Source organism: Streptomyces sp. NPDC058469, from assembly GCF_042721125.1.
In the GTDB taxonomy this organism is placed as follows: Bacteria; Actinomycetota; Actinomycetes; order Streptomycetales; family Streptomycetaceae; genus Streptomyces.
Genome location: NZ_JBHXME010000045.1, coordinates 35,100 through 57,044 on the forward strand (window position 1 = coordinate 35,100; position 21,945 = coordinate 57,044).

Annotated in this window: 18 protein-coding genes; 14 read left to right on the forward strand and 4 right to left on the reverse strand. The window is 69.3% G+C overall.

Annotated elements, in window-relative coordinates; genetic code table 11:
- Positions 1 to 134 precede the first annotated feature (134 nt).
- Positions 135 to 1,409 carry an extracellular solute-binding protein gene (locus tag ACFWP5_RS20720; protein ID WP_384158251.1) on the reverse strand — a complete coding sequence of 425 codons (1,275 nt, stop codon included), beginning with the start codon at positions 1,407 to 1,409 and terminating at the stop codon, positions 135 to 137.
- 351 nt (positions 1,410 to 1,760) lie between these two features.
- Between ACFWP5_RS20720 and ACFWP5_RS20725 the strand changes: the two genes are divergently transcribed.
- A complete protein-coding gene (locus ACFWP5_RS20725) occupies positions 1,761 to 2,795 on the forward strand; it encodes a LacI family DNA-binding transcriptional regulator (RefSeq protein WP_384158254.1) in 1,035 nt (344 codons plus the stop codon).
- Between the two features lie 131 nt (positions 2,796 to 2,926).
- Positions 2,927 to 3,790, forward strand: coding sequence for a phosphatase PAP2 family protein (locus ACFWP5_RS20730; RefSeq protein WP_384158257.1), 864 nt, complete (start codon positions 2,927 to 2,929; stop codon positions 3,788 to 3,790).
- A gap of 196 nt (positions 3,791 to 3,986) precedes the next feature.
- Here the strand turns inward: ACFWP5_RS20730 and ACFWP5_RS20735 are convergent, their stop codons facing one another.
- On the reverse strand, positions 3,987 to 4,889 hold the full coding sequence (locus ACFWP5_RS20735) for a LysR family transcriptional regulator (protein ID WP_384158260.1): 903 nt from the start codon (positions 4,887 to 4,889) through the stop codon (positions 3,987 to 3,989).
- Between the two features lie 72 nt (positions 4,890 to 4,961).
- Here ACFWP5_RS20735 and ACFWP5_RS20740 point away from each other — a divergent pair, with 72 nt between their 5' ends.
- Positions 4,962 to 5,912, forward strand: coding sequence for a DMT family transporter (locus ACFWP5_RS20740; protein ID WP_384158264.1), 951 nt, complete (start codon positions 4,962 to 4,964; stop codon positions 5,910 to 5,912).
- Here ACFWP5_RS20740 and ACFWP5_RS20745 read toward each other — a convergent pair.
- Complete coding sequence (locus ACFWP5_RS20745) at positions 5,909 to 8,908, reverse strand: bifunctional [glutamine synthetase] adenylyltransferase/[glutamine synthetase]-adenylyl-L-tyrosine phosphorylase (RefSeq protein ID WP_384158267.1); 3,000 nt, start codon at positions 8,906 to 8,908, stop codon at positions 5,909 to 5,911. The two genes, ACFWP5_RS20740 and ACFWP5_RS20745, sit on opposite strands and share 4 nt — an antisense overlap.
- A 172-nt stretch (positions 8,909 to 9,080) precedes the next feature.
- On the opposite strand from ACFWP5_RS20745, the gene ACFWP5_RS20750 reads away from it, so the two are divergent.
- From ACFWP5_RS20750 to ACFWP5_RS20775, 6 genes are all read left to right on the forward strand, one after another.
- Positions 9,081 to 9,521, forward strand: coding sequence for a VOC family protein (locus ACFWP5_RS20750; protein ID WP_384158270.1), 441 nt, complete (start codon positions 9,081 to 9,083; stop codon positions 9,519 to 9,521).
- A gap of 163 nt (positions 9,522 to 9,684) precedes the next feature.
- A complete protein-coding gene (locus ACFWP5_RS20755; RefSeq protein ID WP_384158316.1) occupies positions 9,685 to 10,560 on the forward strand; it encodes an alkaline phosphatase family protein in 876 nt (291 codons plus the stop codon).
- 1 nt (position 10,561) lies between these two features.
- Positions 10,562 to 11,968: an MFS transporter gene (locus tag ACFWP5_RS20760; protein WP_384158273.1), complete on the forward strand. Its 1,407-nt coding sequence runs from the start codon at positions 10,562 to 10,564 to the stop codon at positions 11,966 to 11,968.
- On the forward strand, positions 11,965 to 12,984 hold the full coding sequence (locus ACFWP5_RS20765) for a TolB family protein (protein ID WP_384158276.1): 1,020 nt from the start codon (positions 11,965 to 11,967) through the stop codon (positions 12,982 to 12,984). Before ACFWP5_RS20760 ends, ACFWP5_RS20765 begins: the two co-directional genes overlap by 4 nt.
- Before the next feature lie 210 nt (positions 12,985 to 13,194).
- Complete coding sequence (locus tag ACFWP5_RS20770) at positions 13,195 to 13,833, forward strand: hypothetical protein (RefSeq protein ID WP_384158279.1); 639 nt, start codon at positions 13,195 to 13,197, stop codon at positions 13,831 to 13,833.
- A 23-nt stretch (positions 13,834 to 13,856) separates the two neighbouring features.
- Entirely contained in the window at positions 13,857 to 14,114 is a 258-nt protein-coding gene (locus tag ACFWP5_RS20775) for a hypothetical protein (RefSeq protein WP_384158282.1), read from the forward strand.
- Between the two features lie 20 nt (positions 14,115 to 14,134).
- On the opposite strand, the gene glnA is transcribed toward ACFWP5_RS20775, so the two are convergent.
- Positions 14,135 to 15,496, reverse strand: coding sequence for a type I glutamate--ammonia ligase (gene glnA / locus ACFWP5_RS20780; RefSeq protein WP_019064820.1), 1,362 nt, complete (start codon positions 15,494 to 15,496; stop codon positions 14,135 to 14,137).
- 353 nt (positions 15,497 to 15,849) lie between these two features.
- Between glnA and ACFWP5_RS20785 the strand changes: the two genes are divergently transcribed.
- From ACFWP5_RS20785 to ACFWP5_RS20805, 5 genes are all read left to right on the forward strand, one after another.
- The gene (locus ACFWP5_RS20785; protein ID WP_384158286.1) at positions 15,850 to 16,521 is read left to right on the forward strand and encodes a DUF3105 domain-containing protein; all 672 of its coding nucleotides are present in this window, start codon (positions 15,850 to 15,852) and stop codon (positions 16,519 to 16,521) included.
- Entirely contained in the window at positions 16,518 to 17,147 is a 630-nt protein-coding gene (locus ACFWP5_RS20790; protein ID WP_384158289.1) for a DUF305 domain-containing protein, read from the forward strand. Before ACFWP5_RS20785 ends, ACFWP5_RS20790 begins: the two co-directional genes overlap by 4 nt.
- 266 nt (positions 17,148 to 17,413) lie before the next feature.
- A complete protein-coding gene (locus ACFWP5_RS20795) occupies positions 17,414 to 19,333 on the forward strand; it encodes a protease pro-enzyme activation domain-containing protein (protein ID WP_384158319.1) in 1,920 nt (639 codons plus the stop codon).
- A 112-nt stretch (positions 19,334 to 19,445) separates the two neighbouring features.
- Positions 19,446 to 21,482, forward strand: coding sequence for an NAD(+) synthase (locus ACFWP5_RS20800; RefSeq protein ID WP_384158292.1), 2,037 nt, complete (start codon positions 19,446 to 19,448; stop codon positions 21,480 to 21,482).
- 160 nt (positions 21,483 to 21,642) lie between these two features.
- Positions 21,643 to 21,834 (forward strand): hypothetical protein, encoded by a 192-nt coding sequence (locus tag ACFWP5_RS20805; RefSeq protein ID WP_384158295.1) that lies wholly within the window; start codon positions 21,643 to 21,645, stop codon positions 21,832 to 21,834.
- Positions 21,835 to 21,945 lie beyond the last annotated feature (111 nt).

A 21,945-nucleotide genomic window follows, 5' to 3' on the forward strand; every position in this document is an offset into this window, starting at 1 on the left:
TAGTTTCTTGGTTCGTCCCACACTTTCTGTATGTTCACGGGGGTAGGGCTTGTTCGCGGGCTCGGGGGGCTCAGGCCGATGGCCGTCGGATCCGTCCCCCCGGACTTGCTGGCGGATCCGACGGCCACTCGGGGTTACTTGCTGAAGTCCGGGACCAGCTTGGCGATCGCCAGCTCGGCGTTGCTCAGGCCCTTGTCGAGGGACTCCTTGCCACCGGCGACCTTGGGCAGTTCGGTGTCCAGCGGACCCCACAGCGAGCTGTACTCGGCGAGCGCCGGGCGCGGCTGGGCGGCGCCGAGCACGCCCTGGAAGCCGGCGATCCCCGGGTCGGACTTCACGGCGGCGGTGTAGGCGTCGTCGCGGGTCGGCAGCGTCGAGTTCTTCAGCGCGATCGTCGACTGGGAGGCGGCCGAGGTCATGAAGTTGACGAACTTCAGGGCCGCCTTCTGGTGCGCGGAGTCCGAGCCGGCGTAGACCGAGAGGTTGTGACCGCCGGTCGGGGCACCGGACTTGCCGGTGGAGCCGGCCGGGATCGTGGCGATGCCGAGGTTGGACTTGTCCTTGAAGGCCGAGCCCTTGTAGAAGTTGGTGATCTCCCACGGGCCCTGGATGATCGCGGCGACCTTGCCGTTGACGAACGCGTCCTGGATGTGGGCGTAGGCGTCGGCGGTGGTGTCGGCCTTGTGCAGGCCGGTGCCGGAGAAGAGGCTCAGCCAGGTGCCGTAGGCCTTCTTCGCGGCGGCGGAGTCCACGGTGATCTTCTTGCCGGAGGCGTCGACGGTGTCGGTGCCCTCGCCGTAGAGGAAGGTCTGCGCGTAGTAGGCCTGGGTGGAGCCCCAGTAGCCGTCGACCTTGGCCTTGGACTTGACCTTCGCGGCGTCGGCCTTCAACTCGTCCCAGGTGGTGGGCGCTTGGGTGATGCCGGCCTGCTGGAACAGGGCCTTGTTGTAGACGAGCGCGAGGGTGTCGGTGACCAGCGGCACGCCGTACGTCTTGCCGTCGTACTGGGCCTGCGTGATCAGGTTCGACTTGAACTTCGCCTGGTCCGCGAGGGCTTCGGTGCCGTCCAGCGGCAGGAAGTAGCCCTTCTTCGCGAAGGCGGGGGTCCAGCCGACCTCCGAACGCAGCACGTCCGGGGCGCCCTTGGAGCCGGCGGCGGTGTCGAACTTGTTCTGCGCCTGGTCGAAGGGCACGTTGACGTACTTGACCTTGACGTTCTTGTTGGCCGCCTCGAACTTGGCGACCAGGGCCTTGTACGTGGGTGCCTCATTGGTGGCGTTGGAGGTGTCCCACCAGGTGATGGTGACCGGCCCGTCGGACTTGCCGCTGCCACTGTCACTGCCGCCGCAGGCCGTCGCCGCGAGGGCGAGGGACGCCACCAGCGCGGTGGCCGCTATGCCACGCCGCATGAGTTCTCCTTGAGGGTGAAAGCCCGTGAGGTGCAGGGAAGCGGTCCCGTCCGCCACCCTGTCGACTTGCCGACTGCGCCGTTGCGTCCGCCGGGCGTCGCCGAACGTAACAGCGATGTAAGCGTTGCGAAAGTCCTTGCTGCAAAAAACTGCAAGACGGTCCGAGAGTTACCCGCCCGTGACCTCTCCTCGACCCCCGTGAAACCCATGGCTGGTGCGGCTGAGCGGGTACGGGGACACTTGTGCAAGACTCTGCAAGCTCTTGCCGTATGCCGTACGCCGACCAGAACACGAGGGATCGCGATGACGCAGCAACCCGCAGCGCGCCGACGGCCGGTACAGTCCACTCCCGTGACCACACGGCTTGCCGACATCGCCGCCCAGGCGGGGGTGAGCGAAGCGACCGTCAGCCGCGTCCTCAACGGCAAGCCTGGCGTCGCCGCCACCACCCGTCAGTCCGTCCTCGCCGCGCTCGACGTGCTCGGCTACGAACGTCCGGTACGGCTGCGGCAGCGCAGCGAGGGCCTGGTGGGCCTGATAACACCGGAGTTGGAGAACCCGATATTCCCCGCGCTGGCGCAGGTCATCGGCCAGGCGCTGACGCGGCAGGGCTACACGCCGGTGCTCGCCACCCAGACCCCGGGCGGTTCCACGGAGGACGAGCTGACCGAGATGCTCGTCGACCGCGGCGTCGCGGGCATCATCTTCGTCTCCGGACTGCACGCGGACACCTCAGCGGACATGCAGCGCTACGAGCAACTCCGGGCGCAGGGCGTGCCGTTCGTGCTCGTGGACGGCTTCTCTCCGAAGGTGCAGGCGCCGTTCATCTCCCCCGACGACCGCGCGGCGATGACCCTCGCCGTCACGCACCTCGTCTCGCTCGGCCACACCCGCATCGGACTGGCGCTGGGCCCCAAGCGGTTCGTGCCGGTGCAGCGCAAGATCGAGGGCTTCGTCCGCACGATGCAGGACCAACTGGCCCTGACCGCCGAGGATGTGGAGACCCGGCTCGTCCAGCACTCGCTGTACACGCTGGAGGGCGGACAGGCCGCCGCCGCCGCACTGATCGACCGCGACTGTACGGCGGTGGTGTGCGCGAGCGACATGATGGCGCTCGGTGCGATCCGGGCCGCCCGGCAGCGCGGTCTTGAGGTGCCCCGGGACGTCTCGGTGGTCGGCTTCGACGACTCACCGCTGATCGCGTTCACCGACCCGCCGCTGACGACGATCCGCAAGCCGGTGCCGGCCATGGGACAGGCCGCGGTGCGCACGTTGTTGGAGGAGATCGGCGGGACGCCCGCGCCGCACAGTGAGTTCGTGTTCATGCCGGAGCTGGTGGTGCGCGGATCGACGGCTTCGGCCCCTGGGGACCGGAATCGTCCCTAAGGGGGAGAAAACGCGGCGGTATCCAGTGCGCTGGTTGTAGTCGGGGCACTCTTCCCGGCGTAGAACATGCGCGCCGGACCCGACCAAGGGATGATCGGTCGCGGAAGCCTTTTCTGGCAGACTTCGTGTCTATGGGTGAGACCACCGTGACGACATTGGAAGGCCGTGAAGAAGCCGTTCCGAGCCCCGTCGCGGACGCCGCGGGGCAGGGTTTTCTGCGCCGGATGCGCACACCGCGCCGGCCCCGGCTCTGGTTCGAGATCCTGCTGATCGCGGTCAGTTACTGGACGTACTCACAGATCCGCAACGCGGTGCCGGAACAGCGGTCCGCGGCGCTGCGCAACGCCGACTGGATCTGGCGCGTCGAGAACGATCTCGGCATCTCCGTCGAGCAGTCGGTCAACCACGCCGTCAATTCGGTGACTTGGCTGATCGTCGGCATGAACTACTACTACGCCACACTGCACTTCATCGTGACGCTGGGCGTCCTGGTGTGGCTGTACCGCAGTCATCCGGGCCGGTACGCGGCGACACGCCTCGTCGTCTTCGCGACGACGGCCGTGGCCCTGATCGGCTACTACTTCTTCCCGCTGGCCCCGCCCCGCCTCATGAACGGCGGCCACTTCGTCGACACGGTCATGGTCCACCAGACCTGGGGTTCGATGGCGTCCGGCGACCTGAAGCACATGTCGAACCAGTACGCCGCGATGCCGTCCATGCACATCGGCTGGTCCCTGTGGTGCGGCCTGACGATCTTCGCCCTGGCGAAACTCCCCTGGGTCCGCATCCTCGGCCTGCTGTACCCGGCGACGACGCTCCTGGTCATCGTCTCCACGGCCAACCACTTCTGGCTCGACGCGGTCGGCGGCATGCTCTGCCTGGCCTTCGGCTTCACGGTGTCCCGCCTCTGGTACGGCGCCTTCCCGTACGCCCTGCCGCGGACGGTGGCGGTACGGGGAACGGACGACGGGCTCCTGCTACCCACGAAGGCCTGAACGCTCCGTCGGCTGCGTGCGGCTCCGCCGAGGGGCCGCAATGGGTCGTCGTCCGGGTGCCGCGCCGTCGTGGCTGGTCGCGCAGTTCCCCGCGCCCCTTCGGGGCGCTGTCGAACGGGCAGGGGTGGTCTTGTACGGGCTCCGGATCCCGTACGACCACATCCGGATGGCGGCTGCCGAGCCTCAGCCGCTGACTTCACCCGACCCGCTCACCCTCGGTCGCCGCGTCCCGCAGCGCCCACAGGAACGCCCGCAGGGCCGGCTGCGGCGGCGCCGTCTCCCGGACGGCCGCCTGGATGGTCCGTACGGGCTCCGGATCCCGTACGACCCGTACGACCACGTCCGGATGGCGGCTGCCCAGCCCCAGCCGGGGAATCAGGGCCACCCCGAGGCCCGCCGCGACAAAACCCTGAGCGGTCACGTAGTCCTCGCTCTCGACCGCGAACCGCGGCCGGAACCCCGCCGCCCCACACGCGTCGAGCTGGGCATCGAGACACGCCCCCGGCCACTCACTGCCGACCCACGGCTCCTCGGCCAGCTCCCCCAGCTCCACACTCCGCCGCGCCGCCAGCCGGTGCCCCTTGGGCAGGACGACGAGATACGGATCGTCGAGCAGCTTCACGAGCCGTACGCCCTCATGCCCACCAGAAGCCCCGACCACCAGAGCGACATCCGCCCGCCCCTCCTTCACCTCGGGCAGCGGGTCCTCGGGATCGGTGAGCTTCAACTCCAGCTGGACTCCGGGATGTTCGGCACGGAGCCGGGCCACGGCGGGGGCGACCAGGGCGGCGCCGGCGGTGGCGAAGTAGCGGACCGTGAGCCGTCCCGTGCGCCCGGCCACCAGGTCCGCCAGCGCCGTCTCCGCCTCGGCGACCTGCCCGGCGATCGCGTCCGCGTACCCGGTGAGCAGCAGCCCGGCCGCCGTGGGCCGCACCCCGCGCCCGACCCGTTCAAGCAGCGCGGTCCCGGCCTCCTTCTCCAGCGCCCCGACCTGCTGACTGACGGCGGACGGCGTGTACCCGAGCCGGGCCGCCGCAGCGGTCACCGACCCACACCCGACCACTGCCCGTAGTACCTGCATGCGTCGCACATCAAGCATGTAGCAGAGGTTAACAGTCACTGTAGAATCATTCGCTTGTCCTGAAAGGACAGCCTGACCGACCGTGGACCCATGCAGCCCGCCTCGACAGTCCGCATGGCCGTGCTCGCCCTCCTGTGGGGATCGGGCTTCCTGTGGATCAAACTCGCCCTGAACCACGGCCTCTCCCCCGCCCAGATCACGATCACCCGCTGCACCCTGGGCACGCTGGTGCTAGTGGCCCTGGCCCGCTCGGCCGGTCAGCACCTGCCCCGCGACCGCGCGACCTGGGGCCGCCTAGCGGTGGCCGCCCTCTTCTGCAACGCCATCCCGTTCGCCCTGTTCAGCATCGGTGAACAGACCGTCGACTCCGGCGTCGCGGGCGTCCTGAACGCCACCACTCCCCTGTGGTCCCTCCTGATCGGCATCACCCTGGGCACCGACCGCGCCCTGAGCCGCGCCCGCCTGACCGGACTCCTCCTCGGCTTCGCGGGCACGCTCCTGATCTTCGCCCCGTGGCACCGCTCGGGCCTGCTCACCTGGGGCGCCCTCGCCCTCCTGGGCGCCGCCGCGAGCTACGCCGTGGCCTTCGCCTACATGGCCCGCAAACTCACCGCGGGCCAGGCCCCGTTGGCGATGTCGGCGGCCCAACTGATGGCGGCAACTGCCTGGACCACCCTGGCCCTCCCCGCCGCCGGCCCCGTCCACGCCGACCTAACGGCTCTACTCGCGGTGATCGCCCTGGGCGTCCTGGGCACCGGCGTCACGTTCTACCTCAACTACCGCCTGATCGCGGACGAGGGCGCGACGAGCGCGGCAACGGTCGGATATCTGCTGCCAGTTGTGTCGGTGACGCTGGGCGCCATCCTCCTCGACGAGACGGTAGGCCTGCGCGTGGTCGCGGGCATGGCAGTGGTCCTCGTGGGCGTAGCCCTGACAAGGCGCCGCTATGTGAACGCCGCCCAGCCGGACGCGCCCCAAAGGGGCGCGGGGAACCGCGCGAACAGCCCCCACCGGCGGTCAGCCGAACAACAACCCGCCTAGGCCCCGTAGAACATCACGTCCACCACACCCCGAGCCCGCCGCGTAGTACGCCGATAGTCATCAAGCATGTCCCCCACATGCCCCGGCCCATACCCCAAGTACCGCCCCACAGCGGCAAGTTCACGCGGATCAGACGGAAACGTATCGCCCGCCCGCCCCCGCACCAACATCACCGCATTACGAACCCGCGTGGCCAACACCCAAGCCTCGTCCAGCGTCGAAGCGTCCTCGGCGGAGATGAGCTCGGCGGCGCAGGCTGCCGCGAGAGCCTCCCGCGTACGCGTGGTACGCAACCCGGGCTCAGCCCACCCCTGCTGCAACTGCATGAGCTGCACGGTCCACTCGACGTCGGAGAGCCCCCCGCGCCCCAACTTGGTGTGCAGAGTCGGGTCAGCCCCGCGAGGCAACCGCTCGGACTCCATACGGGCCTTGAGCCGCCGAATCTCCCGTACGGCATCGTCCCCGAGCCCCTCCGCCGGATACCGCAGCGGATCGATCAGCTCGATGAACCGTCGCCCCAACTCCTCGTCCCCGGCGACGGGTTCGGCCCGCAACAACGCCTGCGACTCCCAAACCAGGGACCACCGGCGGTAGTACGCCTCGTAGGAGTTCAACGACCGCACGAGCGGCCCCGACTTGCCCTCCGGCCGGAGATCCGCGTCGATCAGCAGCGGCGGGTCCGAGCTGGCGACCTGGAGCAGTCGGCGCATCTCGGAGACGACCTTGTTGGCGGCCTCGGAGGCCTCGCGCTCGGGCACGCCCTCGCGGGGTTCGTGCACGAACAGGACGTCCGCGTCGGAGCCGTAGCCCAGTTCGTGGCCGCCGAAGCGGCCCATGCCGATGACGGCGAAGCGGGTGGGGAGGGTGTCGCCCCAGCCCGCGCGGACCACCGCGCGCAGGGTGCCGGCGAGGGTCGCGGCGGTCAGGTCGGAGACGGCGCCGCCGACCCGGTCGACGAGGGCGCCCTGGTCGGCCTCGGCGGGCTGGGTCTCGGTGCCGTAGGAGCCCACGATGTCGAAGGCGGCCGTACGGAAGAGTTCGCGGCGGCGGACGCCTCGGGCGAAGGTGACCGCCTGGACGGCGTCGTCGGCGCGGCCGACCGCGGCGAGTATCTCCTGGTCCAGGTGGGCGCGTTCGCGGGGTTCGAGGCCGCTGCCGCCGTCGCCGTCGCCGAGGAGGGCGACCGCTTCGGGGGCGCGCATGAGGAGGTCGGGGGCGAGGCGGCCGGCCGAGAGGACGCGGGCGAGGTTCTCGGCGGCGGCGCCCTCGTCCCTCAACAGGCGTAGGTACCAAGGGGTTTTGCCGAGCGCGTCGGACACCTTGCGGAAGTTGAGGAGGCCCGCGTCCGGGTCGGCGGAGTCCGCGAACCAGCCCAACAGGACGGGCAGCAGGGTGCGTTGGATGGCGGCCTTGCGGGTGACGCCGGAGGCGAGGGCCTCGATGTGGCGGAGGGCCGCCGCCGGGTCGATGTAGCCGAGGGCGACCAGCCGTTCGCGGGCCGCCTGCGGGCTCAACCTGGTCTCGCCGGGGGCGAGTTGGGCGACCGCGTCGAGCAGCGGACGGTAGAAGAGCTTCTCGTGCAGGCGTCGCACGACGGTCGCGTGCCGCTTCCACTCGCGGTTCAGCTCGGCGACCGGGTCGGTGCGCAGGCCCATCGAGCGGCCGAGGCGTCTCTGGTCGACCTCGTCGGCGGGGACGAGGTGGGTGCGGCGCAAGCGGTAGAGCTGGATGCGGTGTTCCATCGTGCGCAGGAAGCGGTAGGCGTCGTCGAGGCGGGCGGCGTCCTCGCGACCGACGTAGCCGCCGGCGGCGAGGGCCTCCAGCGCGACGAGCGTGGTGCCGCTGCGCAGCGAGGTGTCGGCGCGGCCGTGCACCAACTGCAGGAGCTGGACGGCGAATTCGACGTCCCGCAGACCGCCGGGGGCGAGCTTCAGTTCGCGGTCGATCTCGGCGACGGGGATGTTCTCGACGACACGGCGGCGCATCTTCTGCACGTCGGTGACGAAGTTCTCGCGCTCGGCCACCTTCCACACGAGGGGTTCGAGCGCGTCGACGTACTCCGCGCCGAGCGCGAGGTCGCCGGCCACCGGGCGGGCCTTGAGCAGGGCCTGGAACTCCCAGGTCTTGGCCCAGCGTTGGTAGTAGGCGAGGTGGCTGGCGAGGGTGCGGACCAGCGGGCCGTTGCGGCCTTCGGGGCGCAGATTGGCGTCGACGGGCCAGATGGATCCCTCGACGGTGGTCTCGGAGCAGATCCGCATCATGTGCGCGGCGAGCTTGGTGGCCGCGCGGAGCGCCTTGCCCTCGTCGGCGCCGTCGACGGCCTCGCCGACGAAGATGACGTCGACGTCGGACACGTAATTCAGTTCGTGGCCACCGCACTTGCCCATCGCGATCACCGCGAGCCGGCACAGCGCGGCGTCCTCGGGCGCGGCGGCACCGGCGATGGCGAGGGCGGCGCGCAGGGTGGCGGTCGCGAGGTCGGCGAGTTCGGCGGCGGTCTGGGCGAGGTCGGTGGTGCCGCACACGTCACGGGCGGCGATGGACAGCAGGCAGCGGCGGTAGGCGACGCGGAGGGCGACGGGGTCGGTGGCCTCCGCCAGCCCGCGCTCGAACTCCTCCACCCCGGGGTGGAGGTCGCGCGGCTCGTACATGACGAGGGCGTGCCAGTCGCGGGGGTGCCGGGCGAGGTGGTCGCCGAGGGCGGCGGAGGCGCCGAGCACACCGAGCAGCCGGTCGCGCAACGGCTTCGCCGCGATCAGCGTGTCCAGCAGTTCGCGGCGGGGGGTGTCCTCGGGCTGCGCTTCGAGCAGTCGTACCAGACCCTGAAGGGCCAGGTCGGGGTCGGCTGTGGCGCCCAGGGCCTCCAGCAGGACCGGGTCGTTCCTTATCGGCGCCAGTTCCGCGCTCTCCAGGAGCCGCTCGGCGGCCGAGGGATCGGTGAAGCCGTGCCGCAGCAGTCGCGTGAAGGTGCTGCTCCTGCGCCCCAGCGTCGTCATCCTCGGCCTCCTGTCCGACCGCGTCTCGATCAGGTTCCGATCAAGGTCGTATACGCGAGCGTAACCCGGGCCTTCGCGGTGGCGCCCTGTCGCGGATTCAGGTTCTGTGGGGAGAGCCGTTCGAGGTACGACGAAAGTACGTACACCCGAGGTATGACAAAGGAGTCACACCATGGACATGACCCTCGAAGTGATCCTGCTGCCGGTCTCGGACGTGGACCGGGCCAAGGAGTTCTACCGCGACAAGGTCGGCTTCCACGTGGATCTCGACGGCGAGGTGATGGAGGGCGTGCGGATCGTGCAGCTGACGCCGCCGGGCTCGGGCTGTTCGATCGCGCTGGTCGACGGGTTGCAGGTCCCGACCGGGACGCCGCAGCCGGGGACGTACCACGGCATGCAGCTGTGCGTCGCGGACGCCAAGGCGGCCTACGACGAGCTGACCGCGCGGGGTCTTGAGGTCAGCGAGCCGGTGCAGTTCGCGCCGCGGGACGGCGCCACCTTCATGTACTTCAAGGACCCGGACGGCAACGGCTGGGCGATCCAGGAGTACCGGAAGCGGGCCGCAGAGCCGCTGCACCAGGTGCTGGCCCAACTGGCGGCACTGCAGGAGTAGTTCGCCGCCAGCAGCAGTAGTTCACCACTTCTTCATCCGCGGGGTTGGGAGTGGTGGGATGCGGGCATTTTGGCGTGTGCATGCTCTGTCCGCACCGTCACCCCCGTCCTCCCCCCACCCGGAGGTAGAAGTGTCCGGCAGTTCTGGTAGTCCCGGCAGTTCCGTGTACCGCCGCAGCCGCGCCCTCGTCGCGTCCGCGCTCGCCTTCTCGGCAGCCGCCGTCGGGGTCTGGACCGGTTTCGGCACCGTCTCGGCCGCGCACGCCGCGACCGTGGTGCCGACCCCGGACCACGTCGTCGTCGTGGTGATGGAGAACCACGCCTACAGCCAGGTCATCGGCTCCTCCAGTGCCCCCTACATCAACTCGCTCGCGTCCGGCGGCGCCGCCCTCACCCAGTCGTACGGGATCACCCACCCGAGCCAGCCGAACTACTTCGCGCTGTTCTCCGGCTCCACCCAGGGCATCACCAGCGACAGCTGCTACACGGCGGGCTTCTCCTCGGCCGCGAACCTCGCCTCCGAGGTGACCGCCGCGGGCGGCACGTGGGCGAGCTACAACGAGACGTTGCCGAGCCAGGGTTCGACGACGTGCAGCAGCGGCACCTACGCCCGTAAGCACAACCCGTGGTTCGGCTTCTCCAACGTCGCGACGTCGACCGCCAAAACGTTCGCGCAGTTCCCGACGGACTACACGACCCTCCCCGACATCTCCTTCGTCACCCCCAACCTGTGCAGCGACATGCACGACTGCTCGGTGGCGACCGGTGACACCTGGGTGAAGAACAACCTGGGCGCGTACGCGACGTGGGCCACGGCCCACAACAGCCTGCTCGTCGTCACCTTCGACGAGGACAACCTGCTCAGCGGCAACCGCATCCCGACGGTCTTCTACGGCCAGCCGGTCAAGGCGGGTTCGACGTCCTCGACCACGTACAACCACTACAACCTGCTGCGGACCCTGGAGGACTCCCAGGGCCTGGCCACCCACGCGGGCAACGCGGCGTCGGCCGCCGACATCACCGGCATCTGGGCGTCCTGAGATGTACGTGGCGGACAGCCGCGCCAACGCCGACCCAAGTGCCGGGAGTACTACGGGTATTACGGGTACTACGGACGACCCAGGTGCCGCGGGTACTACGGGTACTACGGACGACCCAAGTGCCAGGGGTACTACGGGTACTACGGCGCGGGTGTCCGCCGTCGTCGCCCCCACGGTCTTCGCACTCGGCGCGGTCAGCCTGATCACCGACGTGTCGTCCGAGATGGTGACCGCGGTCCTCCCGCTGTACCTGGTGACGGGCCTCGGCCTCTCCCCGCTGGGCTTCGGTCTCCTGGACGGCATCTACAACGGCTTCTCGGCACTCGTCCGCCTGGCCGGCGGCCACCTCGCCGACCGCGGCGGCGGCCGGCACAAGTGGATCGCGGGCATCGGCTACGGCATCTCGGCCGTCTGCAAACCGCTCCTGCTGCTGGCCCACACCCTCACCCCCATCGGCCTGATCCTCGCCGCCGACCGCACGGGCAAGGGCCTGCGCACGGCACCGCGCGACGCGCTGATCTCCCTCTCCTCCACCCCGGAGAACCGGGGTCGTGCCTTCGGCGTACACCGCGCGATGGACACGGCGGGCGCGCTGCTCGGCCCGCTGGTGGCGTTCCTGATCCTCCGGGCGACGGTGGACGGGTACGACGCGGTGTTCACGGTGAGCTTCTGTGTGGCGGTGGTCGGGGTCCTGGTGCTGGTGCTGTTCGTGCCGGGCGGGAAAGGGTCAGGTGAGCGGGGGCCCGGCGGGAGAGGCTCGGGTTCCGGCGCACGGGAGCGAACCGCCGTAGAACCCCCGCCCCCGCGCCCCACCCTCCGCGCGGCCTTCGCCCTCCTCGCCCGCCGCGACCTCCGCCGTATCGCCATCTGCGCACTCCTTCTCGGCCTCGCGACGGTCAGCGACTCCTTCATCTACCTGCTCCTGCAACGGCGACTCGGCGTCCCCGACCGCTGGTTCGCGCTGCTGCCGCTGGGCACGGCGGCGGCGTTCCTGCTCCTGGCCGTACCGCTGGGCCGGCTCGCGGACCGTGTCGGCCGCTGGCGGGTGTTCCTCGGCGGCCACGGAGTCCTCCTCACGGCGTACGCCTTGTTGCTGACGTCCTGGCACGGCACCGCCCTCCCCTACGCCGTCCTCCTCCTGCACGGCGCCTTCTACGCGGCGACCGACGGCGTGCTGATGGCGGCGGCCTCGGACAGCGTGCCGGAGCAACTGCGGTCGTCGGGGCTCGCGTTGGTGCAGACGGGCCAGTCGGCGGCGCGGTTCGCGTGCTCGCTGGGCTTCGGTGCGGCGTGGACGCTGTGGGGCGACCGTACGGCGCTCATGGCGTCGGCGGTGGCGCTGGCGGTCTGCGCGGTGTTCGCTCTGACGCTCCGCCCCGGCCGATCAGTTCTGGAGCCTGTCTCATGACCCTGCGCAACCGCATCCTGGTCCTCCTCGCGGCCGTGGCCGCACTCGCCGTAGTCGCCACGGCCTCGGTGCTGCATGCGTCCGCACGGGCCGAGCGACGGAACGTTACCCAGCCCGGCGGCCCGAAGATCACCGCGGGCAGAATCACTCTCACAGCGCCCGGCACCATGGTGTTCCGCAACATGGCATGGGGCCCGCACCGCGACGAACTGACCACGGTCCCGGCGTCCGACCCCTCCGGCCCCCGCACCGCCTCGGGCGTCAAGTGCCTCCGCTTCTACGCCAGTTCGGGCACCGGAGTCTGCCTCCAGGCGGTCCACGGCACGGTCACGGACACGTACCGCGCGCTGATCCTCGACGCCCACCTCAAGGAGACGGCCCGTTACGACGTCCCCGGCATCCCCTCCCGAGCCCGCGTCTCCCCCACGGGCCACTTCGCGGCATGGACCGCCTTTGTGGGCGGCGACTCTTACGCGGGGACGAACTTCTCGACGCGGGCGGCGATCGTGGACACGAGGACGGGGAAGCTGATCCCGACGTTGGAGTCGTTCCGCATCCTCAAGGACGGCCACGTCTACCACGCTGCCGACGTCAACTTCTGGGGCGTGACCTTCGCATCGGACGACCGCACGTTCTACGCGACGCTGGCGACGAAGGGCAGCACCTATCTGGTGAGGGGCGACCTGCGCGCGCGGACGCTCACCACCGTGCGCACGAACGTGGAGTGCCCGTCCCTGTCCCCCGACGGCACGCGCATCGCCTTCAAGAAACGCGTCAAGGGCCTCCCGAAGGACGCCCCTTGGCATCTGTACGTCCTCGACCTCCGCACCATGCGCGAGACATCGCTGGCGGAGCCACGAAGCGTCGACGACCAGGCCGTCTGGCGCGACGACCACACGATCGTCTACGCCATGCCCAGCGACTACGGCGCCGACCTGTACAGCGTCCCGGCGGACGGCACGGGCAGGGCTCGGCGGATCAGCGGCGCGGCGGTGTCCCCGGCGTTCCTGAAGTAGCGCCCGACAGCTGTGCGACGGCGCTGTGACGGGCGGGTGAACTATGCCCCAGCCGCAGGTCAGACAATTGATGGGTCCCTGGGGAGCGGGTGTCCGAACAACTCCCCGGCGTCGAATCTCGATGTCAGACGCCCGGCGCACGCTGCCGGCGCACGACTCAGAGGAGACAAGGGTGACGGTCAACGCCGGCACGCGCCGTAGGGGGATTCCGTGGTCGCGCGGAAGAAGACAGGGAAGAAGTGGCTGGGGCTGGCGACGTTGGCGCTGGCGCCGGCGCCGATGGTGCTGCTCGCGTCCCCCGGTGTCGCCTCGGCGGCGAGCCAGGAGTGCCTGCAGAACTCGGAGAACTCGTCGCACGACATGGCCGGCAACTGGTCGACCGACCACCAGACGCAGTCGGTGAGCGTGCAGCACGCGAACAACACCTGGCAGGACTGGATATGGCGGGGCTCGACGTTCCAGTGCCCGTGGTTCCAGTGCCCGTGGTTCCAGTGCCCGTGGAACGTCCCCAGCTGCTCCTACGCCTGGCAGCAGGCGAAGACGACGGGCTGGCAGTGGTCGGCCGGCCTCAGCATCAAGGTCCCGATCCCCGTCATCGGGAACGACCTGGCCGGCCTCACCCCGTCGTACAACCAAAGCGGCTCCACCACGACCTCGTACACCTTCACGACCAACCTGAGCCCGGGGCAGTTCGCCCAGCCGATCCAGGTCGTGACGCGCCGCTGGACGCAGGGCGTCTACAAGGGCATCTACCACTCCACCGGCGCGAAGTGCACGCCGAGCCCGAGCAACCCGAACGGCAAGGCGTACGCACCTACGCCGCCGAACTGTCCGCCGCCCACAACCTGAGCGCGAACCGGTCCTCGGCCGGCATGCGCGACGTACGGGTCGACACGGTGGACGCCCTGGGCCGGCAGGCGTTCCGGGAAACCGCCTACCAGACCCGGGCGAAGCAGCGGCTCACCTTCGTCGTGTGGAACACGAGAGCCCGAAATTGGGTCCTGCCCTCAGCGACCGCCACGACCGGCACGGTCACCTCGACCACGCCGGCCAACCCGACCACCGTGCCGCACGACACGGTGGTCCAGGTGGCCCGCTCCATCACCGCGAAACTGCCCGCAGGCCAGTGAGCGTTCGCCTACAGCACCGGCTACAGCACCGGCAGGTTCTTCCGCAGCTCGAACGCCGTCACCTCGGAGCGGTACTCCTCCCACTCCTGCCGCTTGTTGCGCAGGAAGAAGTCGAAGACGTGCTCGCCCAGGGTCTCGGCGACCAGGTCGCTGCGCTCCATCAGGGTGAGGGCCTCGCCCAGGTTCTGCGGGAGGGGCTCGATGCCCATCGCGCGGCGTTCGGCGTCGGAGAGGGCCCAGACGTCGTCCTCGGCGCCCGGGGGAAGCTCGTAGCCCTCTTCGATGCCCTTCAGGCCCGAGGCGAGGAGGAGGGCGTAGGCCAAGTACGGGTTCGCGCCCGAGTCCAGGGAGCGGACCTCGACCCGCGCGGAGCCGGTCTTGCCGGGCTTGTACATCGGGACGCGGACCAGGGCGCTGCGGTTGTTGTGGCCCCAGCAGATGTACGAGGGGGCCTCGCCGCCGGCGCCCGCCGTGCGCTCGGAGCCGCCCCAGATGCGCTTGTAGGAGTTGACCCACTGGTTGGTGATGGCGGAGATCTCCCCCGCGTGCTTCAGCAGGCCCGCGATGAAGGAGCGGCCGACCTTGGAGAGCTGGTACTCCGAACCCGACTCGTAGAACGCGTTGCGGTCGCCCTCGAAGAGGGAGAGGTGCGTGTGCATTCCGCTGCCCGGGTGCTCCGAGAACGGCTTCGGCATGAACGTCGCCTGCACGCCCTGCTCCAGCGCCACCTGCTTCATGACCAGGCGGAACGTCATGATGTTGTCCGCCGTGGAGAGTGCGTCGGCGTAGCGGAGGTCGATCTCCTGCTGGCCCGGCGCGCCCTCGTGGTGGGAGAACTCGACCGAGATGCCCATCGACTCCAGCATGGTGATCGCCTGGCGGCGGAAGTCCATGCCCACGTTCTGCGGGGTGTGGTCGAAGTAGCCGGAGTTGTCGGCGGGCGTCGGGCGGGAGCCGTCCAGCGGGCGGTCCTTCAGGAGGAAGAACTCGATCTCCGGGTGGGTGTAGAAGGTGAAACCCAGGTCGGAGGTCTTGGCGAGGGCGCGCTTCAGGACGTAGCGCGGGTCCGCGAAGGACGGGGAGCCGTCCGGCATCAGGATGTCGCAGAACATGCGGGCCGTGCCGGGGGCCTCCGCGCGCCACGGCAGGACCTGGAAGGTCGAGGGGTCCGGCTTGGCGATCATGTCGGACTCGTAGACCCGGGCGAAGCCCTCGATCGCGGAGCCGTCGAATCCGATGCCCTCGTCGAAGGCCTGTTCCAGCTCGGCGGGGGCCACGGCGACGGACTTGAGGAAGCCCAGCACGTCCGTGAACCACAGCCGTACGAACCGGATGTCGCGCTCCTCCAACGTCCGGAGCACGAACTCCTGCTGCTTGTCCATCTTCCGCTTCCCCATCCTTGCTGGTCAGGCCGCCTGTCCTCGTACCGCAGGAGGCGGTCGGGCACCTGAGCATCCCACCACAACACCATTTCGTGCGCGTTGCCGACCATGATCGGGCGGCCGACCTCGGGCTGAACGCCTCGCGTACGACAGGTGTCCTGCGCTGTTGCCCATCTTCAGACCATCTTGCCTGCTCGGACTGACATTCGTAATGCCTGGTCCGGGGGTGACCCTGGTGTTCCCCTGACTTTGCTGTGGGTGCCCTACGAGAACGTGTTTCTGCCCACTACGATCAGCAGGGCCCGACCTTCCTGCCCCTTCCCCGTCCCTTCCCCCAAAAGGACACATACCTCATGGGTTCCGCCAAGAACACCGGAAACGCGGCGCGCAAGGCCCGCATCGAGGAGATGCGGCGCGCCGAGCAGTCGCGCGAGCGACGCACCCGGATCGTGAAGATCGCGGCGAGCGCGGTGGTCGTCGCCGGTCTCGTCGTCGGCGGGGTCGCGGTCGTGCACGCGCAGTCCGGCAAGAAGGACAGCTCGGCGAGCGACTCCAAGAACTCCGCTTCGGGTCACTTCGTCGCCGGCGCGGACGGCGTGAACACGTGGAAGGGCACTCTGGGCCGCACCCACGTCACCAGCACGGTGAACTACCCGATGCACCCGCCGGTGGGCGGCAACCACAACCCGGTCTGGCTGAACTGCAACGGCGACGTCTACGCCAAGGCCGTCAAGGACGAGAACGCGGTGCACGCGCTGGAGCACGGCGCGGTCTGGGTGACGTACAACAAGAAGGCCTCGGCGGCCGACATCAAGGCGCTCGCGACCAAGGTGAAGTCGACCCCGTACTCGCTGATGAGCCCGTACGACAGCCAGAAGGACCCGATCGTGCTGTCGGCGTGGGGTCACCAGCGGACCGTGAAGAGCGCGAGCGACCCGGCCGTGAACACGTTCTTCGAGAAGTTCGTACAGGGCAGCCAGACGCCGGAGCCGGGCGCCGCGTGCACGGGCGGGCTGTCGCAGTGAGGCATGTGGCGCTGATCGCGGGGGCCGCGGCGGCAGTGCTCGTCGCGGCCGGCGCGATCACGTACGCGGTCGCCGAGGACGGCAGCGGGTCCGGCAACTCCCCTGCTCCTACGGCCGATTCGGCGGACGCGGGCTTCGCTCGGGACATGTCGGTCCATCACCAGCAGGCCGTCGAGATGTCGTACATCGTGCGCGACCGTACGAAGAACGTGGAAGTACGGCGCCTCGCCTACGACATCACGCAGACGCAGGCCAACCAACGGGGCATGCTGCTGGGCTGGTTGGACCTGTGGGGGCTGCCGAAGGTGTCCGCGGACCCGCCGATGACCTGGATGGGCATGGGTGACATGGCGTCCGGGAAGGACGGCGCGCTGATGCCGGGGATGGCGACCAACACCGAGCTGAAGAAGCTGAACACGCTGAGCGGGAAGCCCGCCGAGGTGTTCTTCCTGCAGCTCATGACGGACCACCACAAGGGCGGTATCCACATGGCCGAGGGGTGTGTGGACAAGTGCCGGGTGGGGGTGGAGAAGCGGCTCGCGCAGGGGATGGTGAACGCGCAGCAGTCGGAGATCCAGTTGATGGCCGACATGCTCAAGGCGCGTGGCGCAAAAGCGCGTTCGTAAAGCATCCCCGGTCGTTCGTTACACGCCCGTAAGGAAAAAAGCCCCCAATTCGCCCTGGGTGGGGGTTCCTTGGGGTTCTCTTGACTTTTGCGTTCCCCTGGCATGAACGGTTCATCGAAAGAGTGGCCCCCACGTGTGATCCATCCACGGACCTTCCCGCCGCGGGTTCCGTAGGGATCGACGACGACCAACCACTCCATGCGTTGAACCGCATAGCAGGGGGTTTTATGAGATCCAATCGCGCCACCATGCGCGCCGGCGTGAGCATGGCAGCGACACTGCCCATGATCGCCGGTGCCCTGGCGCTCGGCATACCCGCGGCACACGCCGCGGACAGCCCGGGCCGGGACACGCTCGCGGGCACCAAGCCCGCGTGGGCGACGGCCAAGGCGGACAAGGGAACGACCTCCGACAGCTCCCAGGTCTCCGCCCGGGTCTACCTCGCCGGCCGGAACGCCTCCGGCCTCGCGGCGTACGCCAAGTCCGTCTCGGACCCGAGTTCGGCCCTGTACGGCAAGTACCTGAGCGCCGCTCAGGTGCAGCAGCGCTTCGGCGCCACGACGGCCCAGGTGACCGCCGTCAAGTCCTGGCTGAAGTCCGCCGGGCTGAAGGTCACCGGCACCACGCAGCACTACGTCACGGTCTCCGGTGACGTGGCCGCGATCGAGAAGGCGTTCAGCACCTCGCTGCACAACTACTCGAAGGGCGCGAAGACCTACCGCGCCCCGTCGAAGACGGCCTCCGCGCCGGACAGCCTCAACGGTGCCGTCCTGACCGTCACCGGTCTGGACAACGCGCCGCACAAGGCGAACCACGACGACGCGCTGCCGGGTCCGACCGCGGTGTTCAAGAACTCCGGGCCGTTCTCCTCGTACTACGGCTCGAACACGGCGACCACCCTGCCGTCGGCGTACGGCACGAAGATCCCGTACGCGATCCAGGGCTACACCGGCAAGCAGCTGCGTGCGGCCTACGGTGCGGGCAAGTACACGGGCAAGGGCGTGCGCGTCGCCATCACCGACGCCTACGCCTCGCCGACCATCGCCTTCGACGCGGCCACCTACGCGAAGAACCACGGCGACGCCACCTGGAAGACCGGCCAGCTGCACCAGGTCCTGCCCTCGCAGTACACGAACACCGGCGCCGACGAGTGCGACGCCTCGGGCTGGTACGGCGAGGAGACCCTCGACGTCGAGGCCGTGCACGCGGTCGCGCCCGCGGCCGACGTCACGTACGTGGGTGGCGCGTCCTGCATGGACGACGACCTGCTCGACTCTCTCAGCAAGGTCGTCGACAACCACCTGGCCGACATCGTCTCCAACTCGTGGGGCGACATCGAGGCCCACCAGACCGCGGACCTCGCGGCTGCCTACGACCAGGTGTTCCAGCTGGGCGCGGTCGAGGGCATCGGCTTCTACTTCTCCTCCGGTGACAACGGCGACGAGGTCGCCAACACCGGTACGAAGCAGGTCGACACCCCGGCCAACTCGGCGTGGGTGACGGCGGTCGGCGGAACCTCGCTGGCGGTCGGCAAGGGCGACAAGTACCTGTGGGAGACCGGCTGGGGCACCGAGAAGGCCTCGCTGTCCACGGACGGCAAGAGCTGGACCAGCTTCCCCGGCGCCTTCACCTCGGGCGCGGGCGGCGGCACCAGCAAGACGGTCGCCGAGCCCTTCTACCAGAAGGGTGTCGTCCCGAAGGCGCTCGCCACGGCCAACAGCGCCACCGGCAACCGCGTCGTCCCGGACATCTCGGCGATCGCCGACCCGAACACCGGTTTCAAGGTCGGCCAGACGCAGACCTTCCCCGACGGGTCGGAGCAGTACAGCGAGTACCGGATCGGCGGCACCTCGCTCGCCTCCCCGGTGATCGCGGCGGTCCAGGCCCTGGCCCAGGAGGCGCGCGGCGGCAAGGCGATCGGTTTCGCCAACCCGTCGATCTACTCCAAGTACGGCACGAAGGCCTACCACGACGTGACCGACAACCCGACGGGCTCCGGCCTGGCGGTGGCGCGCGTGGACTTCGCCAACGCGTTCGACGCCTCCGAAGGCCTGCTGACCTCGGTCCGCAGCCTCGGCAAGGACAGCTCGCTGTCCGCGGTGAAGGGCTACGACGACGTGACCGGCGTGGGTACGCCCGCGAACGGCTACGTCTCGTCGTTCAGCCGCTCGCAGGGTCACCACTGACCCCGTAGCGGCAACAAGTAGTCACCTGTGAATGGGGTGGCGTGGGGTGCACCACACCTCACGCCACCCCATTGCGTCGCCCTGACGATTACGGGCGATTACAGTGGACCCCGTGCCTCCACTGAACTTCTGGTCGATCTATCAGCACGGCTTCGCCCGCGTCGCCGCCTGCACGGGCCACACCGTCATCGCGGACCCGCACGCCAACGCCGAAGCCGTCCTGCGCCACGCCCGCCGGTGCTCCGAGGAGGGCGTCGCGGTCGCCGTCTTCGCGGAGATGGGCCTGTGCGGCTACTCCATCGAGGACCTGCTGCTCCAGGACGTACTCCTGGACCAGGTCGAGGAGGCGCTCCAGGAGGTGGTCACCGGCTCGGCCGAGCTGCTGCCGGTCCTGGTCGTCGGGGCCCCGCTGCGGCACCGCAATCGGATCTACAACTGCGCGGTGCTGGTGCACCGAGGCCGCGTCCTGGGTGTCGTACCGAAGTCGTATCCCCCGAACTACCGTGAGTTCTACGAACGCCGCCAGATCGCCGACGGCGCGGACGAGCGCGGCGGATCGATCCATGTCGGCGGGGAGACCGTCCCCTTCGGCGTGGATCTGCTGTTCGCGGCGCAGGACGTACCGTCCCTCGTGCTGCACGCGGAGATCTGCGAGGACATGTGGGTGCCGGTGCCGCCGAGTGCCGAGGCCGCCCTGGCGGGCGCGACAGTCCTCGTCAACCTCTCCGGCAGCCCGATCACGGTAGGCCGCGCAGAGGACCGCAAACTCCTCTGCCGCTCGGCGTCCGCCCGTTGCCTCGCCGCGTACGTCTACGCCGCGGCCGGCCTCGGCGAGTCGACCACCGACCTGTCCTGGGACGGCCAGGCCATGGTCTACGAGAACGGCGCACTGCTGGCCGAGACCGAACGCTTCCCGCTGGGCGACGAGTACGCGGTGGCCGACATCGACCTCGACCTGCTGCGGCAGGAACGGCAGCGGATGGGCACGTTCGACGACAACCGGCGGACCCATCGGGCGCGCACGGGTGATTTCCGGACGGTTTCCTTCGAACTCACCCCCCCGCTCACGGACTTGGGACTCCGCCGCCGCCTGGAGCGCTTCCCGTTCGTACCGGCCGACGCGGAGCGCCTCGCGCAGGACTGCTACGAGGCGTACAACATCCAGGTCGAGGGCCTTCAGCAGCGGCTCGCGGCGATCGGCGGCCCGAAGGTGGTCATCGGGGTGTCCGGCGGCCTCGACTCGACGCACGCGCTGATCGTCGCCGCCCGCGCGATGGACCGCGCGGGGCGACCGCGCAGCGACATCCTGGCGTGGACGCTGCCCGGTTTCGCCACCAGCAACCACACGAAGGACAACGCCCACGCGCTGATGCGTGCCATCGGCGTCACCGCGGCCGAGCTGGACATCACGCCGACGGCACGGCTGATGCTGAAGGAGATGGGCCACCCCTTCGCGTCCGGCGAGCCGGTGTACGACATCACCTTTGAGAACGTCCAGGCCGGCCTGCGCACCGACTACCTGTTCCGCCTCGCCAACCAGCGCAACGGCATCGTGCTCGGCACCGGCGACCTCTCGGAGCTGGCGCTCGGCTGGTCCACATACGGCGTGGGCGACCAGATGAGCCACTACAACGTCAACTCCGGCGTACCGAAGACCCTGATCCAGCACCTGATCCGCTGGGTCGTCAGCAGCGACCAGTTCGACGAGGAGACCGGCAAGATCCTCACCGCGATCCTCGACACGGAGATCAGTCCGGAGTTGGTACCGGGCGAGGAGATGCAGTCCACGGAGTCGAAGATCGGCCCGTACGCACTGCACGACTTCACGCTCTTCCATGTGCTGCGGTATGGCTTCCGCCCGTCGAAGATCGCGTTCCTGGCGTGGCACGCGTGGCATGACGCGGGGGCTGGGGCCTGGCCGCCGGGGTTCCCCGAGGCCAAGCGGGTGGCGTATGACCTGCCCGAGATCCGGTCCTGGCTTGAGGTGTTCTGTCGGCGGTTCTTCGGGTTCGCCCAGTTCAAGCGGTCGGCCATGCCCAATGGGCCGAAGGTTTCGGCGGGGGGGTCGTTGTCGCCTCGGGGGGATTGGCGGGCGCCTTCGGATGGGTCGGCGGGGGCTTGGCTGGCTGAACTGGCGCGCTTCGACTAGGACTTGTGCGACCGATCATGTTGCTGGTCAGGGTGCGAGCGTGTCTCAGGGTGCGAGCGTGTCCAGGACGAGCGTGAGCAACGAGACCAGCAGCACGGTCTGTCTGTGGGTCGAGCCGTGGGGAACCGCTCACTGGTTGCTCCCCGGTGAGGAGTTCACCGTGGTGACCGAGGCGGAGCCGGAGCAGTCGCCGTTCAACGTGGTCGTTCACGATCAGGGCATCACGGTGTGGGTGACCTCGGGTGATGACGCCGAGGTCTTCGACAAGAACGGCGGCCTGGTGCCGTGGGTTCAAGCCGTTGATCGCCCGTGCGACCGTGTTGCGTGGTGGGCGTGTGCGCAGGTGGGTTGACCGAGCGGCACAAGGGGACGGTCTTGAAAACCGTCGTTGGAGCGCGGGCTCCCGCTCGGAGCTGACGGCAACCACGGCACGCAGACGCAGGTGATCACTTACCTGAACGTT

What these genes read in the sequence shown, in the direction of transcription:
- glnA (WP_019064820.1), bottom strand. Translation starts at nt 15,496, where the DNA reads ATGGACAAGCAGCAGGAGTTCGTGCTCCGGACGTTGGAGGAGCGCGAC.
- ACFWP5_RS20750 (WP_384158270.1), top strand. Translation starts at nt 9,081, where the DNA reads ATGGACATGACCCTCGAAGTGATCCTGCTGCCGGTCTCGGACGTGGAC.
- ACFWP5_RS20795 (WP_384158319.1), top strand. Translation starts at nt 17,414, where the DNA reads ATGGCAGCGACACTGCCCATGATCGCCGGTGCCCTGGCGCTCGGCATA.
- ACFWP5_RS20720 (WP_384158251.1), bottom strand. Translation starts at nt 1,409, where the DNA reads ATGCGGCGTGGCATAGCGGCCACCGCGCTGGTGGCGTCCCTCGCCCTC.
- ACFWP5_RS20740 (WP_384158264.1), top strand. Translation starts at nt 4,962, where the DNA reads ATGCAGCCCGCCTCGACAGTCCGCATGGCCGTGCTCGCCCTCCTGTGG.
- ACFWP5_RS20775 (WP_384158282.1), top strand. Translation starts at nt 13,857, where the DNA reads ATGCGCGACGTACGGGTCGACACGGTGGACGCCCTGGGCCGGCAGGCG.
- ACFWP5_RS20760 (WP_384158273.1), top strand. Translation starts at nt 10,562, where the DNA reads ATGTACGTGGCGGACAGCCGCGCCAACGCCGACCCAAGTGCCGGGAGT.
- ACFWP5_RS20730 (WP_384158257.1), top strand. Translation starts at nt 2,927, where the DNA reads ATGGGTGAGACCACCGTGACGACATTGGAAGGCCGTGAAGAAGCCGTT.
- ACFWP5_RS20785 (WP_384158286.1), top strand. Translation starts at nt 15,850, where the DNA reads ATGGGTTCCGCCAAGAACACCGGAAACGCGGCGCGCAAGGCCCGCATC.
- ACFWP5_RS20735 (WP_384158260.1), bottom strand. Translation starts at nt 4,889, where the DNA reads ATGCTTGATGTGCGACGCATGCAGGTACTACGGGCAGTGGTCGGGTGT.
- ACFWP5_RS20745 (WP_384158267.1), bottom strand. Translation starts at nt 8,908, where the DNA reads ATGACGACGCTGGGGCGCAGGAGCAGCACCTTCACGCGACTGCTGCGG.
- ACFWP5_RS20765 (WP_384158276.1), top strand. Translation starts at nt 11,965, where the DNA reads ATGACCCTGCGCAACCGCATCCTGGTCCTCCTCGCGGCCGTGGCCGCA.